Annotated in this window: 13 protein-coding genes; 4 read left to right on the top strand and 9 right to left on the bottom strand. The window is 53.8% G+C overall.

All coding sequences use genetic code 11. The features are described 5' to 3' along the window. Positions 1-170: 170 nt before the first annotated feature. From ACO6VX_RS03330 to otsB, 9 genes are all read right to left on the bottom strand, one after another. On the bottom strand, positions 171-1844 hold the full coding sequence (locus tag ACO6VX_RS03330; protein WP_010670819.1) for a methyl-accepting chemotaxis protein: 1674 nt from the start codon (positions 1842-1844) through the stop codon (positions 171-173). Positions 1845-2005: 161 nt separating this feature from the next. Then, entirely contained in the window at positions 2006-2503 is a 498-nt protein-coding gene (gene cheW, locus ACO6VX_RS03325) for a chemotaxis protein CheW (protein ID WP_010258541.1), read from the bottom strand. Positions 2504-2526: 23 nt separating this feature from the next. Continuing rightward, a complete protein-coding gene (gene cheA / locus ACO6VX_RS03320) occupies positions 2527-4509 on the bottom strand; it encodes a chemotaxis protein CheA (RefSeq protein ID WP_022625500.1) in 1983 nt (660 codons plus the stop codon). Between the two features lie 11 nt (positions 4510-4520). Then, the gene (gene motB / locus ACO6VX_RS03315) at positions 4521-5462 is read right to left on the bottom strand and encodes a flagellar motor protein MotB (RefSeq protein ID WP_010258536.1); all 942 of its coding nucleotides are present in this window, start codon (positions 5460-5462) and stop codon (positions 4521-4523) included. Next, positions 5459-6346 carry a flagellar motor stator protein MotA gene (gene motA / locus ACO6VX_RS03310; protein WP_003849139.1) on the bottom strand — a complete coding sequence of 296 codons (888 nt, stop codon included), beginning with the start codon at positions 6344-6346 and terminating at the stop codon, positions 5459-5461. The genes motB and motA overlap by 4 nt, the downstream gene beginning before the upstream one ends. Positions 6347-6479: 133 nt before the next feature. Beyond that, the gene (gene flhC / locus ACO6VX_RS03305) at positions 6480-7058 is read right to left on the bottom strand and encodes a flagellar transcriptional regulator FlhC (protein WP_010258532.1); all 579 of its coding nucleotides are present in this window, start codon (positions 7056-7058) and stop codon (positions 6480-6482) included. Beyond that, entirely contained in the window at positions 7055-7408 is a 354-nt protein-coding gene (gene flhD / locus ACO6VX_RS03300; protein ID WP_010258528.1) for a flagellar transcriptional regulator FlhD, read from the bottom strand. The genes flhC and flhD overlap by 4 nt, the downstream gene beginning before the upstream one ends. A gap of 1019 nt (positions 7409-8427) precedes the next feature. Next, entirely contained in the window at positions 8428-9864 is a 1437-nt protein-coding gene (otsA, locus tag ACO6VX_RS03295) for an alpha,alpha-trehalose-phosphate synthase (RefSeq protein ID WP_060680405.1), read from the bottom strand. Next, complete coding sequence (gene otsB, locus ACO6VX_RS03290; RefSeq protein ID WP_422457658.1) at positions 9861-10649, bottom strand: trehalose-phosphatase; 789 nt, start codon at positions 10647-10649, stop codon at positions 9861-9863. Before otsB ends, otsA begins: the two co-directional genes overlap by 4 nt. Positions 10650-11103: 454 nt before the next feature. Here otsB and eptA point away from each other — a divergent pair, with 454 nt between their 5' ends. The 4 genes from eptA (at position 11104) to ACO6VX_RS03270 (ending at position 15344) form a co-directional block, all read left to right on the top strand. Further along, on the top strand, positions 11104-12732 hold the full coding sequence (gene eptA, locus ACO6VX_RS03285) for a phosphoethanolamine transferase EptA (protein WP_111533930.1): 1629 nt from the start codon (positions 11104-11106) through the stop codon (positions 12730-12732). Next, entirely contained in the window at positions 12732-13412 is a 681-nt protein-coding gene (gene pmrA / locus ACO6VX_RS03280) for a two-component system response regulator PmrA (RefSeq protein WP_010258520.1), read from the top strand. The genes eptA and pmrA overlap by 1 nt, the downstream gene beginning before the upstream one ends. After that, on the top strand, positions 13409-14467 hold the full coding sequence (gene pmrB / locus ACO6VX_RS03275) for a two-component system sensor histidine kinase PmrB (protein ID WP_022625496.1): 1059 nt from the start codon (positions 13409-13411) through the stop codon (positions 14465-14467). Before pmrA ends, pmrB begins: the two co-directional genes overlap by 4 nt. A gap of 310 nt (positions 14468-14777) precedes the next feature. Continuing rightward, the gene (locus ACO6VX_RS03270; protein WP_022625495.1) at positions 14778-15344 is read left to right on the top strand and encodes a flavin reductase family protein; all 567 of its coding nucleotides are present in this window, start codon (positions 14778-14780) and stop codon (positions 15342-15344) included. Positions 15345-15367: the final 23 nt, after the last annotated feature.

Here is a 15367-nt window from a genome sequence, read left to right as displayed (position 1 = left end):
GGTGCAGCGGCTATATCGGCGATGTAACAGGATTAATTAACGCTATTCAGCGCTTTCAGGAGAGAAGTGGCTTTTGTAATTATTTTTATCAGCATGAGCTGCTGAGTTTGGCTTTACGCAGAGGAATCGCGAGGGGTTGCTGCGCATCCCGCAGGATGCGCAGCGTGACATCAGAAGGTTTCCCAGTGAGTATCACTGACCGGCGCCGTCAGGGCTTTGCGTGGTGCCAGCGCCGCCGTAGCGGGTGCGGCAATCGGCAGATGCTTTGTCAGCGTCTGCTGCAAGGCGCCGCGTTTAATTTTGAAGACCGACACTGACTGACTTAACCGGCTGGCCTGATCTTCCAGCGAGGCGGCTGCCGCAGCGGACTCTTCCACCAGCGAGGCGTTCTGCTGGGTAACGCGATCCATCTCAGTGACCGCCTGCCCGACCTGATCGATACCGCGACTCTGCTCGTCCGACGCCGAGGCGATTTCACCCATGATGTCGGTGACGCGCGTGACCGCACTGACGATATCGCTCATGGTTTCCCCGGCGGTGCCGACCAGTTGCGAACCGACATTGACCCGGTTTACTGAGTCATCGATCAACCCTTTGATCTCTTTGGCCGCCTGGGCGCTGCGCTGCGCCAGATTACGCACCTCGCCCGCGACCACGGCAAAACCGCGACCCTGCTCGCCGGCACGCGCCGCTTCAACGGCGGCGTTAAGCGCCAGAATATTGGTCTGGAAAGCAATGCCATCAATCACGCTGGTGATATCGGCAATCTTCTTCGAGCTGCCGGCGATTTCGCTCATGGTTTTCACGACACCCGCTACCACGTTGCCGCCTTTTTCTGCGGTTTCTGAGGCGCTGAGTGCCAGCTGTGACGCCTGGCGGGCATTTTCGGCGTTCTGTTTCACCGTGGCTGTGAGCTGCTCCATGCTGGCCGCCGTCTGCTCCAGTGACGCCGCCTGCTGTTCTGTGCGGGCAGAAAGATCATTGTTTCCGGCAGAGATCTCGCTGGCACCGGTGAAAATCGCATCCGATCCGTCACGCACATTGGTCACCGTGCGCACCAGTGACTGCTGCATGTCATGCAGACTGGCCGCGAGCTGAGTCATCTCGTTGCGCCCTTCCACCACAATCGGCTGGGTTAAATCGCCCTGGGCGATATGCTGGATGTGATTAATGCTGCTGTTGAGGGGTGTCATCACGATTTTGCGCAGTCCAAACCAGCAGAGCACGATCACGGCGACCACGACGGCCATGATGGTGGAGAGGATCCACATCATACGGCTGTAAGCAGAACTGTTCTCTTCAACACCAAGCGTAGTCAGGCGATTCTGATCGGCTCGCCATTCACGGTAAAGCGTCAGAAACGCACTCTGACTTGGCGCCACCGGGGCTTTACCGGCCGCAATCAGATCGTTTGCCTGTAGCGCCGTCTGCAACTGATCCAGCGCAGCGCCATAGTCGCTGTAGCGCTGCTCCAGCTGGTTGTTTAACTCACTATTCTGTCCCGGCGTATCGGGTGTCTCTTTAAAGACTTTGAAAAAACCGGCGGCCGCCTGCTGAAAGTTTTTGCTGTCGTCAAACAGCGTGGCGACATCGGCCGTTTTGCCTTCCAGCTTACTGGTGGCGAAACGCAGCTGAATACGGGTCAGCAGCACCCGGCTCTGGTTAAGACTCATATAGGCGTCGTTGAGCGACTGCGTATTTTGCATCGCCAGCTGCGACACGGCGAAGCTTTGCTTGTCGTGGCTTAATGCGGAGTAGAAAACAGAACCGGAGAAGGCCTGTAACAGCCCAAACACCAGCAACACCAGTAACAGGCTGGTGACAACACGGATTTTCGTTAACATGAGTAACCCTGAAGAAAGTAGGTAATTAAAGTGACTGAGGGATTATCGGCAGGTGACAGCGGGAAATTAGAGTGCAATGCGGCTTTATGCTATGAATAGAAAGGAATTATCGCTCAATGAAACTATCACGGGCCAGCCATAACCGGCCCGTGATGATTCAATTATGCGCTACGCAGGTTATCCACCAGCGCCATCTCGTCGCTGCTCAGCAGCTTCTCAATGTCGACCAGAATCAGCATGCGATCGCCCAGCGCACCCAGACCGGTCAGGTACTCGGTGGACATGGTCACAGCGAACTCTGGTGAAGGACGGATCTGATCCTGGGTCAGCGACAGCACATCAGAGACGCCGTCAACCACGATACCGACCACGCGATTTTCCAGATTCAGCACGATAACCACGGTGTTTTCATTGTACTCAACATCAGGCTGCGCAAACTTCACGCGCAGATCGATAATCGGCACGATAACGCCGCGCAGGTTAGTGACGCCGCGGATAAATTCAGGGGTATTTGCGATACGCGTTACCTGATCGTAACCGCGAATTTCCTGAACTTTGAGGATATCGATGCCGTACTCTTCGTCGCCCAGCGTGAAGACCAGAAACTCCTGACCCACGGTTTCGCCAGCGATTTTTGTCACGGTTGCCATTCCATTCATGTTATTTACCCTTTCGTTATCAATCAGGCGGCAGCGCCAGCCACACGTTTTTCACGGTTAAGTGATTGCAGTGCTGAAACATCAACAATCAGCGCCACGCTACCATCGCCAAGAATGGTGGCGGCAGAGATGCCCGGCACTTTGCGATAGTTACTTTCCAGGTTCTTCACCACCACCTGATGCTGGCCAATCAGCTGATCGACCAGTAGCGCGTAACGTTTGCCCGCGCTTTGCAGGATCACCACGATGCCCTGAGTGGCCTCGGTTTTGGCATCCTGCACATCAAAGACGTTCCACAGCTCGACCAGTGGCAGATATTCGCCACGCACTTCCAGCACGCACTCGCCACCGGCCAGCGGTTTCAGCTCTTCGGCGCGCGGTTGCAGCGACTCCATCACCGCATTCAGCGGCAGAATAAAGACTTCATCGGCCACACGAACGGACATCCCATCAAGGATGGCCAGGGTCAGCGGCAGCAGGATACGAATGGTGGTGCCTTTGCCCTGCTTCGAGGCGATTTCGACGTGACCGCCCATCTCCTGAATATTTCGTTTCACCACGTCCATACCGACGCCGCGTCCTGAAACATCCGTCACCTGCTCTGCGGTGGAGAAGCCCGGTGCGAAGATCAGCATGCCGACCTCTTCGTCGCTCATGTTCTCGTGAACCGGCAGGCCCGATGAGAGGGCTTTAGCCAGAATACGTTCACGGTTCAGACCGGCACCATCATCAGACACTTCAATGCAGATGTTGCCGCCCTGATGTTCCGCTGAAAGCGTCAGGTTACCGGTTGCCACTTTACCGGCCACCAGACGTTTCTCTGGCGTTTCGATACCGTGGTCAAGGCTGTTACGCACCAGGTGCGTTAATGGATCGATGATGCGCTCAATCAGGCTCTTATCGAGTTCGGTTGAGCTGCCCAGCAGCGTCAGTTCGACCTCTTTGCCGAGTTTGCTGGCCAGGTCACGCACCAGACGCGGGAAGCGGCTGAAGACATATTCCATTGGCATCATACGAATCGACATCACCGATTCCTGCAGATCGCGGGCGTTACGCTCCAGCTGACCCATGCTGTTCAGCAGGTCGCCGTGCGCGACCGGATCGAGTTCGCCGGAACGCTGAGCGAGCATTGACTGGGTAATCACCAGTTCGCCCACCAGGTTGATCAGCTGATCGACTTTCTCCACCGCAACACGGATGCTGGTGGATTCGCTCGATTTGGCAGGTGCCGCGACGCGCTTACTTTCACGCTTCACTGCGGCCACCGGCAGTTCGGTGACGGTGGCGGTGTGAACGTCTTCCACCACCGGTTCGGCCTCGGCTGCAACAGCAGCTGGCGCGGCAACGGCTTCGTCTGCTGCCGGGAAGCGGATCTGTGCTTCGTCGATGACGAAGCAGAGCACCGCCACGATGTCATCTTTACCGACGCCATCAATGCAGACATCCAGCGTGGTGCTGCCTTTCTGTACGTTGGTCAGGGTGCCGAGATTACTCATCTCTTCCAGCATCAGATCGACCTCTTTCTCTTTGAGATCGATCAGCTGTACACGCAGGCCGCTGGTGCTGGCCGGTTCTGCGCTGGCAGTGGCAACACTGGCCGGAACATCAACCGGCAGACCTTTGGCCTCTAGCGCCAGCTGGCGCAGCGCTTCACAGATATATTTGAAGCTCTCCGCGTTAGGCTCCTGCGCGGTTTTATAAGCATCGAGCTGTTCCTGCATAATATCTTTGGTTTCCAAAAACAGGTTGATGATGTCGGTGCTGAGCTGCATCTCGCCGCGACGAGCACCATCCAGAATGTTTTCCAGGATATGAGTCGTTTCCTGTAATACCGTAAAACCAAAGGTTCCGGCCCCACCCTTAATGGAGTGAGCGGCACGGAAGATGGCGTTAAGCTGTTCCGAATCTGGCTCCTGCGGGTCTAAGCCCAACAGGTGTTGTTCCATATCCGCTAATAGCTCATCGGCTTCATCAAAAAACGTCTGGTAAAAATCGCTGATGTCCATACTCACGGGAATCACCTCGGCTGTGAGGGGGCTGCTGTATTCACCGCGCCGCCTGGTGTTGCAGGTGCGGTAATCTGTTCAATGGCCGCCGGATCGCTGATCTGGACGGCATCACTTTCTGCGTTCTCTTTTTCTATTGCCGCTTCGGTGTCGTGGTTCAACACCAGCAGGCTGATGCGGCGGTTAACGGCGTCATTACCGCCACGATTTTTCAGGCGCATGGTGTCGGCCATACCCAACACCCGTAAAATTTTTCCGCTGTCTAAGCCGCCCATCACCAGTTCACGGCGTGAGGCGTTAGCACGGTCTGTCGACAGTTCCCAGTTGCTGTAGCCTTTGTCACCGCTGGCATACTGAAAATCATCGGTATGTCCGGCCAGGCTGATGCGGTTCGGAATGTCGTTAAGGACTGGCGCTATCGCACGCAGAATATCGCGCATATAGGGCTCAACCTCGGCCCGACCGGTCTTAAACATCGGGCGATTCTGGCTGTCGATAATCTGAATACGCAGCCCCTCTTCCACCATGTTGATGATCAGATGCGGGCGCAGCGCTTTCAGACGCGGATCCGCTTCAATCAGCTGGTCGAGCTTTTCACGCAGCCGGTTAAGGCGAATCTCATCCAGCTTGCGTTTCTGGGCGTCCATATCGACGACTTTGTTCACTTCGCCAATCTTTTTGGTCGGATCATCACCGCCGCCGGGGATCGGGCTCTCGCTGTCGCTGCTGCGCGCCCCGCCGGTAATCGCTACCTTCAGCGGTGTTTTGAAGTAGTCTGCTATCTGCACCAGCTCCTGCGGGTTGGCGATTGAGAGCAGCCACATCACCATAAAAAAGGCCATCATCGCCGTCATAAAGTCGGCGTAGGCAATCTTCCACGATCCGTGGCTGCCTTCATGGCCTTTATGTTTGCGCTTTTTGATCAGCACAATCGGGCGATTGCCGTGTTTCATGAAGCCTCGTCTGAAGTCTGTTTAGCCGGGTTCTTGGCGTTACGTACGTGCTCTTCCAGTTCGCTGAACGACGGACGCTCGGCGGAATAGAGCGTCTTACGACCAAATTCCACCGCAATCTGCGGCGCGTAACCATTCAGGCTCGACAGCAATGTCACCTTAATGCACTGCATCATCTTGGTGGTTTCCGCACACTTCTGACGCAGCACTGACGAGAGTGGAGAGACAAACCCGTAGGCCAGCAGGATGCCCAGGAAGGTGCCCACCATCGCATGCGCGACCAGCGCACCGAGTTCAGCGGCTGGACGATCGGCCGAAGCCAGTGCATGGACCACGCCCATTACCGCGGCGACGATACCGAATGCCGGAAGACCATCACCCACTGCAGCAATACTTTGCGCTGGTACGTCACACTCGTGTTCGTAGGTCTCAATCTCTTCATCCATCAACGCTTCGATTTCAAAAGCGTTCATGTTGCCGCTCACCATCAGGCGTAAATAGTCAGTAATAAAATCCACTAACTGTTTATCGGCAAGAATGCGGGGATAATTAGCAAAAATTTCACTCTGGCTGGGATCTTCAATATCGCGTTCCAGCGATAACATACCCTGCTGACGCGACTTCGCCATCAGGCGATAAAGCAGCGCCATCAAATCCATGTAAACCGCTTTGTTGTACTTGGAGCCGCGAAATAATTTAGGCAGCGCCTTCAGCGTTTTTTTAATCGACTTACCGTTGTTGCCGACTAAAAAAGCACCGGCACCGGCACCGCCGATCATTAATAATTCGGCTGGCTGATAAAGCGCGCCCAGATGGCCACCTACCAGCGCATATCCGCCCAACACGGAGCCTAAAACAATCAGGTAACCTATAATTATCAGCACAAAAAAATCCTTACGTCCGTAACGTGTTGGTGGAAGTTAAGCCAGATAGCCGCAGATGTTATTCCTGAACCGCAAGCAAAAAAAAAGCAGCGGTATTAACCGCTGCTGGATGGCTTCCACAGTGCGAACAAACTTAAACGGCGTGTTTAACCTGTTCATCCAGCAGTTGTGGAAACATATCGGCAGGTTCTGCAGAAAGTTTACGTCTTTTTACTGCCCGTGATGGTGGCTGGCACAGGCTGCAGGTAAAGCTGCCAACCGGCTGATGCGCATGATTAATAAAGCTGCCGTTGCAGCTTTTACAATCTGCCAGTTCCAGCATACCGCTATCAACGAATCGGACCAGGGTCCAGGCACGAGTCAGCGCCAACAGCGGGCCCTCGTCCGATTGAGGACACTGTTCAAGATACAGGCGGTAAGCTTTAATCACGGCATCGACGCCGCTGCACAACCCGGTTTTCAGCAAAAACTTCCAGGCGTTACAGAACATAGAAGCATGAATGTTCTGCTCCCACGTCATAAACCAGTCCGTAGAGAACGGCAGCATACCTTTCGGTGGCGGACTGCCACGTAATTCTTTATAGAGCTTAATGAGACGACCGCGGCTCAGTTGGGTTTCGCTCTCAAGCATCTGTAAGCGGGCACCTAATGTAATGAGCTCCATCGCGAGATGAATATCACGTGCTTCCTGAACAATACTTTTCTCACTCATGACATTGCTCTCTTTTTAGCAGGTGCATCATCTTTAGACGCATTACGCAGTAAACGGCTCGATAATAAAATACCGGTGTGGATTTGTTGTAAATCATCCACGCGTGATTCCTGCGTCAGGCGATTAATGGTGCTGCTATCGGTAAAACGAAACTGGCAAACCAGTTGATTGGTTTCCGCCATTTTTACCATCTCAGGCAATGTTAATTCAGATAATGCATTCGCCATTTTCTCGTCAATTCCGAGGCGAAACATTGCAGAAGCTTTATCCTGGTTAATTAAACGCTGCGCAAGCAGTAAATAAGACAAGTTGAGATCGTAAATATGTTTCAGTACTTCAGAGGTGCCCATTATTTTTCCATCCTGAGAGATGCGACGTAACTGTATCGCAGAATAAATCTGCGGTTCGAGCTGCTGTTTGTTAAATCAAAAGATGGCAAAAAAAACTTCACGTAACGTTAATGTCACCGTTTTCGCCTTCCATTTTTGTGTGGGTTTCAGACCCACCGAAGGTCGAAAATCCATGCCATTTTATTTTCGAGTTCTGGACATCTTCCGTGACGTCTTCTTACATTTTTTAGGACTATTCCGAAAACAACGCAAATCTATATCGTCTGATTTCGACATACAACGACAGTGATGTGAAATTTTAGATAAAGTGTGACGCAGATCACACTTTTAACGCAAATTTCTTCAGCAACCCTTTACCATTACTTACCGACTGGTCATTTTTTGAGCAAAAAAGCCCGATTTTAAGTCCAATTGGTCCTGAGAAAGGTTTAATAGGGGGTAAAAGCATCGCTATTCGACGCTTTGCGCAGTCCGGAATGAATATCGGGTGTTAATCGTTTTAACACCCTATTTAGAACCACCCAAAGAAAGGTTATCAGCATATTATGCTGCTGCGACGTGCGGTTATTTGCTTTTAAATTAGTTACTTAAGGGGAGTATCGCAGAGGGTGAGTAATGAAATCGTTAAGGTTTATACGGCAGCAGGTCAGATTTCTGGCAACCTGGCGTTAACAGTGGTGACCGGGTGTACAGACTCTGATTCCCACTGTAACAAGGGGTTATATAAGAAAGTCGAATGAATTAACGAAGGGTTATGCGTTGGCACTATCACTATCGGCAGCCTGAAGAGAAACTTGAGTAAAGAAGGTAAAGAAAGCGGCAGGGGCTGACAGGACGGGGATTTCCGGGCTTACCTGCATTTATCGGGCCACTCCGGGCAGCCACTGACGTTATCAGCGTAGAATCGTAGCAAACGGTTATTAACAGATAGCAGGCGAGTTTTCTGTGACCTGGGCCAAAAAAAAAGCAGCGACGCCGTAGAGGCGCCGCTGCTTTCATAACCTGAGTCAGAAGAGATATCAGGCGAGTTTTGGGAAGGTCGCGACCTTGTTAACCGTGTTGTGGTCAACGCTGCGCGGTTCAATGCGTTCCAGGTCTTTCAGGAAGCCTTCACGCCAGGCGGTAATATCATTTTTACGCAATACCGCCATCATGTCGTTGTAGCGTGAAATCCTTTCGGTACGCGGCATAGTAATCGCCCTATCCAGCGCGGCGGCCACTTCATCACGGTCATACGGATTTACAATCAGCGCGGAGGTGAGCTCGTTAGCCGCACCCGCAAAGCGCGACAGCACCAGTACACCGGGATCATCCGGGTCCTGCGCAGCCACGTACTCTTTCGCCACCAGGTTCATACCATCACGCAGCGGCGTGACCAGACCAACATCGGTCAGGCGGAAGATTTTCATCAGCAGGCGACGGTCAAAATGCTGGTTAAGGTAGTAGAGCGGGGTCCAGCCCAGCGTACCGTATTTACCGTTGATGCGCCCTGCTTCGGTTTCCAGCTGATGACGAATATCCTGATACGCCTGCACATCGCCGCGCGAGGTCGGAGCAATCTGCGAGTAGCGGATTTTGCCGCGATGCTGCGGGAAGTTCTCCAGCAGCGCTTCATAGGCAAGAAAACGCTCAGGCAGACCTTTGGAATAGTCGAGACGTTCGCAGGCAATAATATTGCGTGCATCGCCCAGCTCTTTCTTCATGGCGGCCATTTTCGGTGGCAGCGGCCCTTCGGCCATCTCTTTAATACTGTCTGGCTCAATCCCGATGGGATAAACCTCAGTCATAAAGGTGTTGCCAAAGGCGCGATGTTTTTTGTCGCCCTTATTCTGCAGTTGAGTGAGCTGGCTGACGCTGTCGAGGAAGGCCACCCGATCCGATTCGGTCTGGAAACCCAGCAGGTCATATTCGCACAGCATTTCCAGCAACTCTTTGTGCGGCGGCAGCGCATTAAATATTTCAGGCGTCGGGAACGGAATATGCAGGAAGAAGCCGATGCGGTTATTAATGCCCGCCCGACGCAGCGCGGCTGCAAACGGTAAAAAGTGATAATCGTGGATCCAGACAATATCATCCGGCTTGATCAGCGGTTTTAAACGCTGTGCCACCGCATCGTTAACGTCGCAATACCCTTCCCAGGCTTCCCGCTGGAACTGAACCAGGTCAAGGCGATAATGGAATGCGGGCCAGATGACAGTGTTTGAGAACTGGCAATAGTAGAGATCGTAATCGTTCTGGCTCAGCGGGAACGAGGCATACTCAATACCCTCATGTTCCTGAACCGTGACTTCTTCCACCTCTTCGCCTGTGTACTCGCTGATTTCACCGTTCCAGCCAAACCACAGTCCACCGGTGCTTTTCAGTGCATCGAGAATACCGACGGCCAAACCGCCAGCGCTGGTTTTTGACCCATCGGGCATGGCGACACGGTTAGATACAACCACTAAACGACTCATAACCTAAACTCCTTACCGACGTTGTCTTGATCTGATAGTAATAATGTTCTTTCCAGCCAGCCGTAAACCGCATCGACATCATGAAGCCGATAATGGGCCTGGGTGGAACCTTCTCCGACTTTGATCGAGACGCCCTGCCGTGCGTTCACGGCCAGAAAGCCCTTCTCATCCGTCAGATCGTCGCCAATAAAGACCGGCGTACGTCCGGCAAAAGGGGGCTGCTGCATAAAGTCGCTGATTGCGGCGCCTTTATCGATACCTGCCGGTTTAATCTCTACCACACATTTCCCCGGCTGAAGCGCCAGTCCGGGAAAACGTTTTACTGACTGTTCAGCCAGTCGCATCACATCCTGCTCATGCTGCATCGCCTGGCGGTAGTGAAGTGCGAAAGCCATGCCTTTTACCTCCAGCTGGGTGCCAGGCCAGGATGCCATGGCATCCTGCAATTCCGCCCTGAGCGATTGCTCCACCTCGACCGGCAGGCTGATGCGTTGCAGATTACCCTCTGCATCACGGCGCTCAGCACCATGTACGCCCGCAGCCGGACCGTACCAGGGAGCGGCCAGCGCATCGAGTTGTTCTATGGGTCTGCCGGAGACCAGCGCAAGCGCGCCCTGCGAGAGTGCAGAGAGATGCTGCAGTTGCGCGATGACCTGCTCAGGAATAAATACCGCTTCGGGACGGGACTGAATCGCTGCCAGCGTGCCGTCGACATCAAAAAAGAAGGCGTACTGCCCGCCGCTTAATGTCGGGTACCTGGCATGGGTGTCTGCCGCTTGGGTCACGTTACTTCTCCTGAAAATCGAATTTTAATAAAACATTGAGTTAAAACAAGAATGTCCTGACGCAGTCAGGTCAGCAAGCGGGAAATTCTGATAAAGCGGTGATTGAGGGATAAAACGCGGTAACGGGATAGGTCACTCTCCTCAAACTTGCAAGCGCATTGCTGACAATACTGGCTAACTGAGAACATCTTCACAGTAAGTGTAGTCATTAACAGGGGTTATGCCAGAAAGATGCAGGTTTCATGCCAGCCGCTGCGGTTAAGTCAGCATATAAGCGCCATTCAATTCTGCTTCGCTTCCGCTGATCAGGCCAGACACGATCCGCTGCTGACTGGAGTCACGCACGTATCGCACCCGGCAGAGTCGGCACTCCTCAAACCTTAAGCTTCTTAAGGTATTCCTAATATTGAAAGCGCATTCTCGTGACACTTTTATTACTCTGGTTCCTGCTCACATGGCGTTTACCCTGAAGAGGCCGCTGATTAGCCGCCTTACGTTGCTGATTCTGGCTGCGGTTTACATCGCGGTTTTCCTTAACGTTGCCTATTACCGTCAGGTGCTGGCGGTGATGCCGCTGAACGACCTGCACACCACGCTGGTCTTTTTATCGATGCCGCTGGTCGCCTTTAGCGTGATCAATATCGTGATTACGCTGGCCTCGTTTATCTGGCTGGATCGGCTGCTGGCCGCGCTGTTTATTCTGCTCTCCGCCTCGGCACAGTTCTTTATTCACACCTATAACATCGTGGTCGATCGCTCGATGATCACCAACATGATGGATACCACCGCCTCGGAATCCTTTGCGCTGATTACGCCACAGCTGCTTGTAACCCTGCTCACCTCGGGCGTGCTGATGACGTTGCTGCTGTTCTGGCCGCGAATCAAAAAACAGCAGTGGCGTGGCGTGCTGGCGCGACTGCTCAGCGTATTGCTGTCAGCGGCGCTGATTGTGCTGATCGCCCTGCTCTTTTATAAAGATTACGCTTCGCTGTTCCGTAACAACCGCGAACTGGTAAAAGCGCTGAGCCCCTCTAACAGCATCGCGGCGACGCTCTCCTGGTATAAGCATGAGCAGTTGCAGAACGCGCCGCTGATTCGTATCGGTGAAGATGCGCACCTGCAGCCCAGCCGCAGCAGTGGCAAACCGAATCTGACGATTCTGGTGCTGGGTGAGACCTCGCGTGCGCAAAATTTCTCGCTGGGCGGTTATGGTCGTCTGACCAACCCCTTACTGGCCAAAGATAATGTGATCTACTTCCCGCACACCACCTCGTGCGGAACGGCGACGGCGGTTTCCGTGCCCTGCATGTTCTCCAATATGCCGCGCGCCCACTATGATGATGTGCTGGCCGCCCATCAGGAGGGATTGCTGGATATTATTCAGCGCGCCGGGATCAGCGTGTTGTGGAATGAGAACGATGGAGGCTGTAAAGGGGCCTGCGATCGCGTTCCGCATCAGGACATGACCAGCCTGAACCTGCCCGGCATGTGTATTGATGGTGAGTGCTACGACGACGTGCTGTTCCACGGTCTGGATGAGTACATTGGTCAGTTAAAAGGCAACGCGGTGATTGTGCTGCACACCATTGGCAGTCATGGCCCGACTTACAGCCATCGCTATCCGCCACAGTTTCGTCAGTTTGAACCGACCTGTGACACCAACCAGATCCAGGACTGTTCGCAACAACAGTTGATCAACACCTATGACAACACGCTGGTCAATGTGGATCACATCGTCGATAAAGCCATTAACGTACTGCGTGCGCATCAGGACCGCTTCACCACCAGCCTGGTCTATCTGTCTGACCACGGTGAATCCCTGGGTGAAAATGGTGCTTACCTGCATGGCCTGCCCTATGCTATCGCGCCGGACACCCAGAAACATGTGCCGTTGCTGATCTGGCTCTCCGATGATTATCAGAAACGTTATGCGGTTAATCGCGGCTGTCTGAATAAACTGGCGGCGACAGACGATTTTTCACAGGATAATCTGTTTTCAACCATGCTGGGATTAACCGGCACCGCGACCCACGAATATGTGCCTGCGGATGATATTTTGACGTCGTGTCGGAGCCAACCTTAATGAAGATACTGATTGTTGAAGATGATGCCCTGTTGCTGCAGGGTCTGATGCTGGCGCTGGAAGGGGAAGGCTATGTCTGTGATGGCGTTACGCGGGTGCGGGATGCTGAAGCGCATTTCGCCAGCGGCCTGTATAGCCTGGTGGTGCTGGATCTTGGCCTGCCGGATGAAGATGGACTGCATTTTCTGATACGACTGCGGCGGCAGAAGAAGATGACACCCGTGCTGATCCTGACCGCACGCGACACCATCAGCGAACGCATTGCCGGACTCGACGCAGGCGCCGACGACTATCTCATCAAACCGTTCTCGCTGGATGAGTTGCTGGCGCGGATCCGCGCGCTGATCCGCCGCCACGTCAATCAGGGCGACAGTCATGTCAGAGTGGGTGCGCTGGCGCTGGATATGACCCATCGCCAGATTACGCTCAGCGACGTACTGCTGGATCTGACACCCAAAGAGTTTGCGATTCTGTCACGGCTGATGCTCAAGGCCGGGAATCCGGTTCACCGTGAAATTCTCTACCAGGATATCTATAACTGGGAGACCGAGCCTTCTACTAATACCCTGGAAGTGCATATCCATAATCTACGCGACAAAATCGGCAAAAGCGCTATCCGCACCGTGCGCGGTTTTGGCTATGCGCTGGTGACGCAGGATGGCATTCGTGAGGCAACATGATAAGACGTTTCGATCATCGCAGTATGCGCTTTCGTCTCATCCTGACCATCGGTCTGATCCTGCTGGTTTTCCAGGTGATCAGCGTGGTCTGGCTGTGGCATGAGAGCAAAGAGCAGATTCAGTTTCTGGTGGAAGCGCAGCTGCAGAAGCGCAACATGGACAGTCACGTTAAGCGTGAAGTGCATGAAGCGGTAGCCAGCCTGGCGGTGCCGAGTCTGGTGATGATTACCCTGACGCTGCTGCTCTGCTATCAGGCGGTGAAGTGGATTACCCGGCCGCTTTATCAGCTGCAGCGTGAACTGGAGAGTCGCAGCGAAGAGAATCTTGATCCCGTCGCCTGCCACAGTCAGGTTCAGGAGATCGATGCGGTGACGCAGGCGATAAACCAGCTGGTCGCGCGTCTGAACAGCAGTCTGGAGCGCGAACGGTTATTCACTGCCGACGTGGCACATGAGCTGCGCACGCCGCTGGCGGGATTGCGGCTGCATCTGGAGTTAATCGAACGTAACAGCGATGTCAAAGTTCAGCCGCTGGTGCAGCGCCTGGATCAGATGACGCACAGTGTGTCGCAGCTGCTGAATCTGGCGCGCGCCGGACAGTCCTTTACCTCTGGCACCTATCAGAACGTGGGGCTGATTGAAGATGTGATCCTGCCAATGGAGGCAGAGCTGAGTATTATGCTGGAGGCGCATCAGCAGACGCTGGTGCTCGATCTGCCGCAGGAGCAGTTTGTGCGTGGTGATGCCACGCTGCTGAAGATGTTGCTGCGTAACCTGGTGGAGAACGCCCATCGCTACAGCCCGGATAACAGCACCATCAGTGTGCAGCTGGTGTTAACTCCTCAGCTGATGCTGGTGGTGGAAGATCAGGGCCCGGGAATTGATGAGAGTAAAAGTGGCGAGCTGAGTAAAGCGTTTATCCGGATGGACAGTCGCTACGGCGGTATCGGACTCGGGCTGAGCATCGTCAGCCGCATCGTCCAGTTACACCGGTTTCAGTTTTTCTTAGAGAACCGCCGCGACCGAAGCGGTTGTCGTGCCGTGGTGAAGTTTTAAGCGCTGAACCAGGCGGAGAGGAACAGAACGACCGTAGCTGCGGCAATCAGCAGTGCAGCATATTCACTCATCGGACGCGGAGCAGTCACAGACAGGGCAACAGGAGCAGTTTTCATAGCATCATCCTCAGTTAAAGCAGGCAGTATCGCGATTGCATATTAAGGAAACCTTAAGCTCGCGACACTGCCGCTAAAAATGTCTGCGCTGCCAGACGCCGCCATCAACCTCGCATTTCTGCCCGCTGACACGCCTGCTGCATGCGCCCGGTGCTCTACACTTAATGGCTACGTTCCGTTTCAGGAGTTACGCCATGAGCCAACGCATGCACAAATATGCTTTTCCGGTCAGCAAAGCCCGCAAATACCTTGAGCCCGGACCGGTGCTGCTGCTCAGTTCGCAGTACAAAGATCAACATGACATCATGACGCTCGGCTGGCACACGGTGCTGGAGTTTTCTCCGTCACTGGTTGGCTGCATGATTGCCGGTATGAACCACAGCCATGAGCTTATACGCAACAGCGGTCAGTGCGTGCTGAACATTCCTTCTGCCTCGCTGATTGATGAAGTTGTGGCAATCGGCAACAGCCACGGCGACAGCATTGATAAGTTTGAGGCATTTGGCCTGACGCCGGAACCCGCTCAGGTGGTTGGCGCGCCGATGATTGCCGAATGTTTTGCCAGCTTTGAGTGTCAGCTTTATGACGATTCGATGGTCGCTAACTACAACCTGTTTATTTTTGAGATTGTTAAAGCGCACGTTGCCGAGCAGCCGGAATACCCCACTACCCTGCACTACACTGGCGAAGGCCGGTTCAGCGTGATGAGCGACAAAATACTGGATAAGAGCGGCGATTTTAAACCGGAGATGCTGATCTAGTTGAAAGCGCTCTGCCGCGCCCC

This window comes from Pantoea sp. BJFS-204, from assembly GCF_049310725.1.
GTDB lineage: Bacteria > Pseudomonadota > Gammaproteobacteria > Enterobacterales > Enterobacteriaceae > Pantoea > Pantoea agglomerans.
This window is presented reverse-complemented; position numbering and strand designations above follow the sequence as displayed.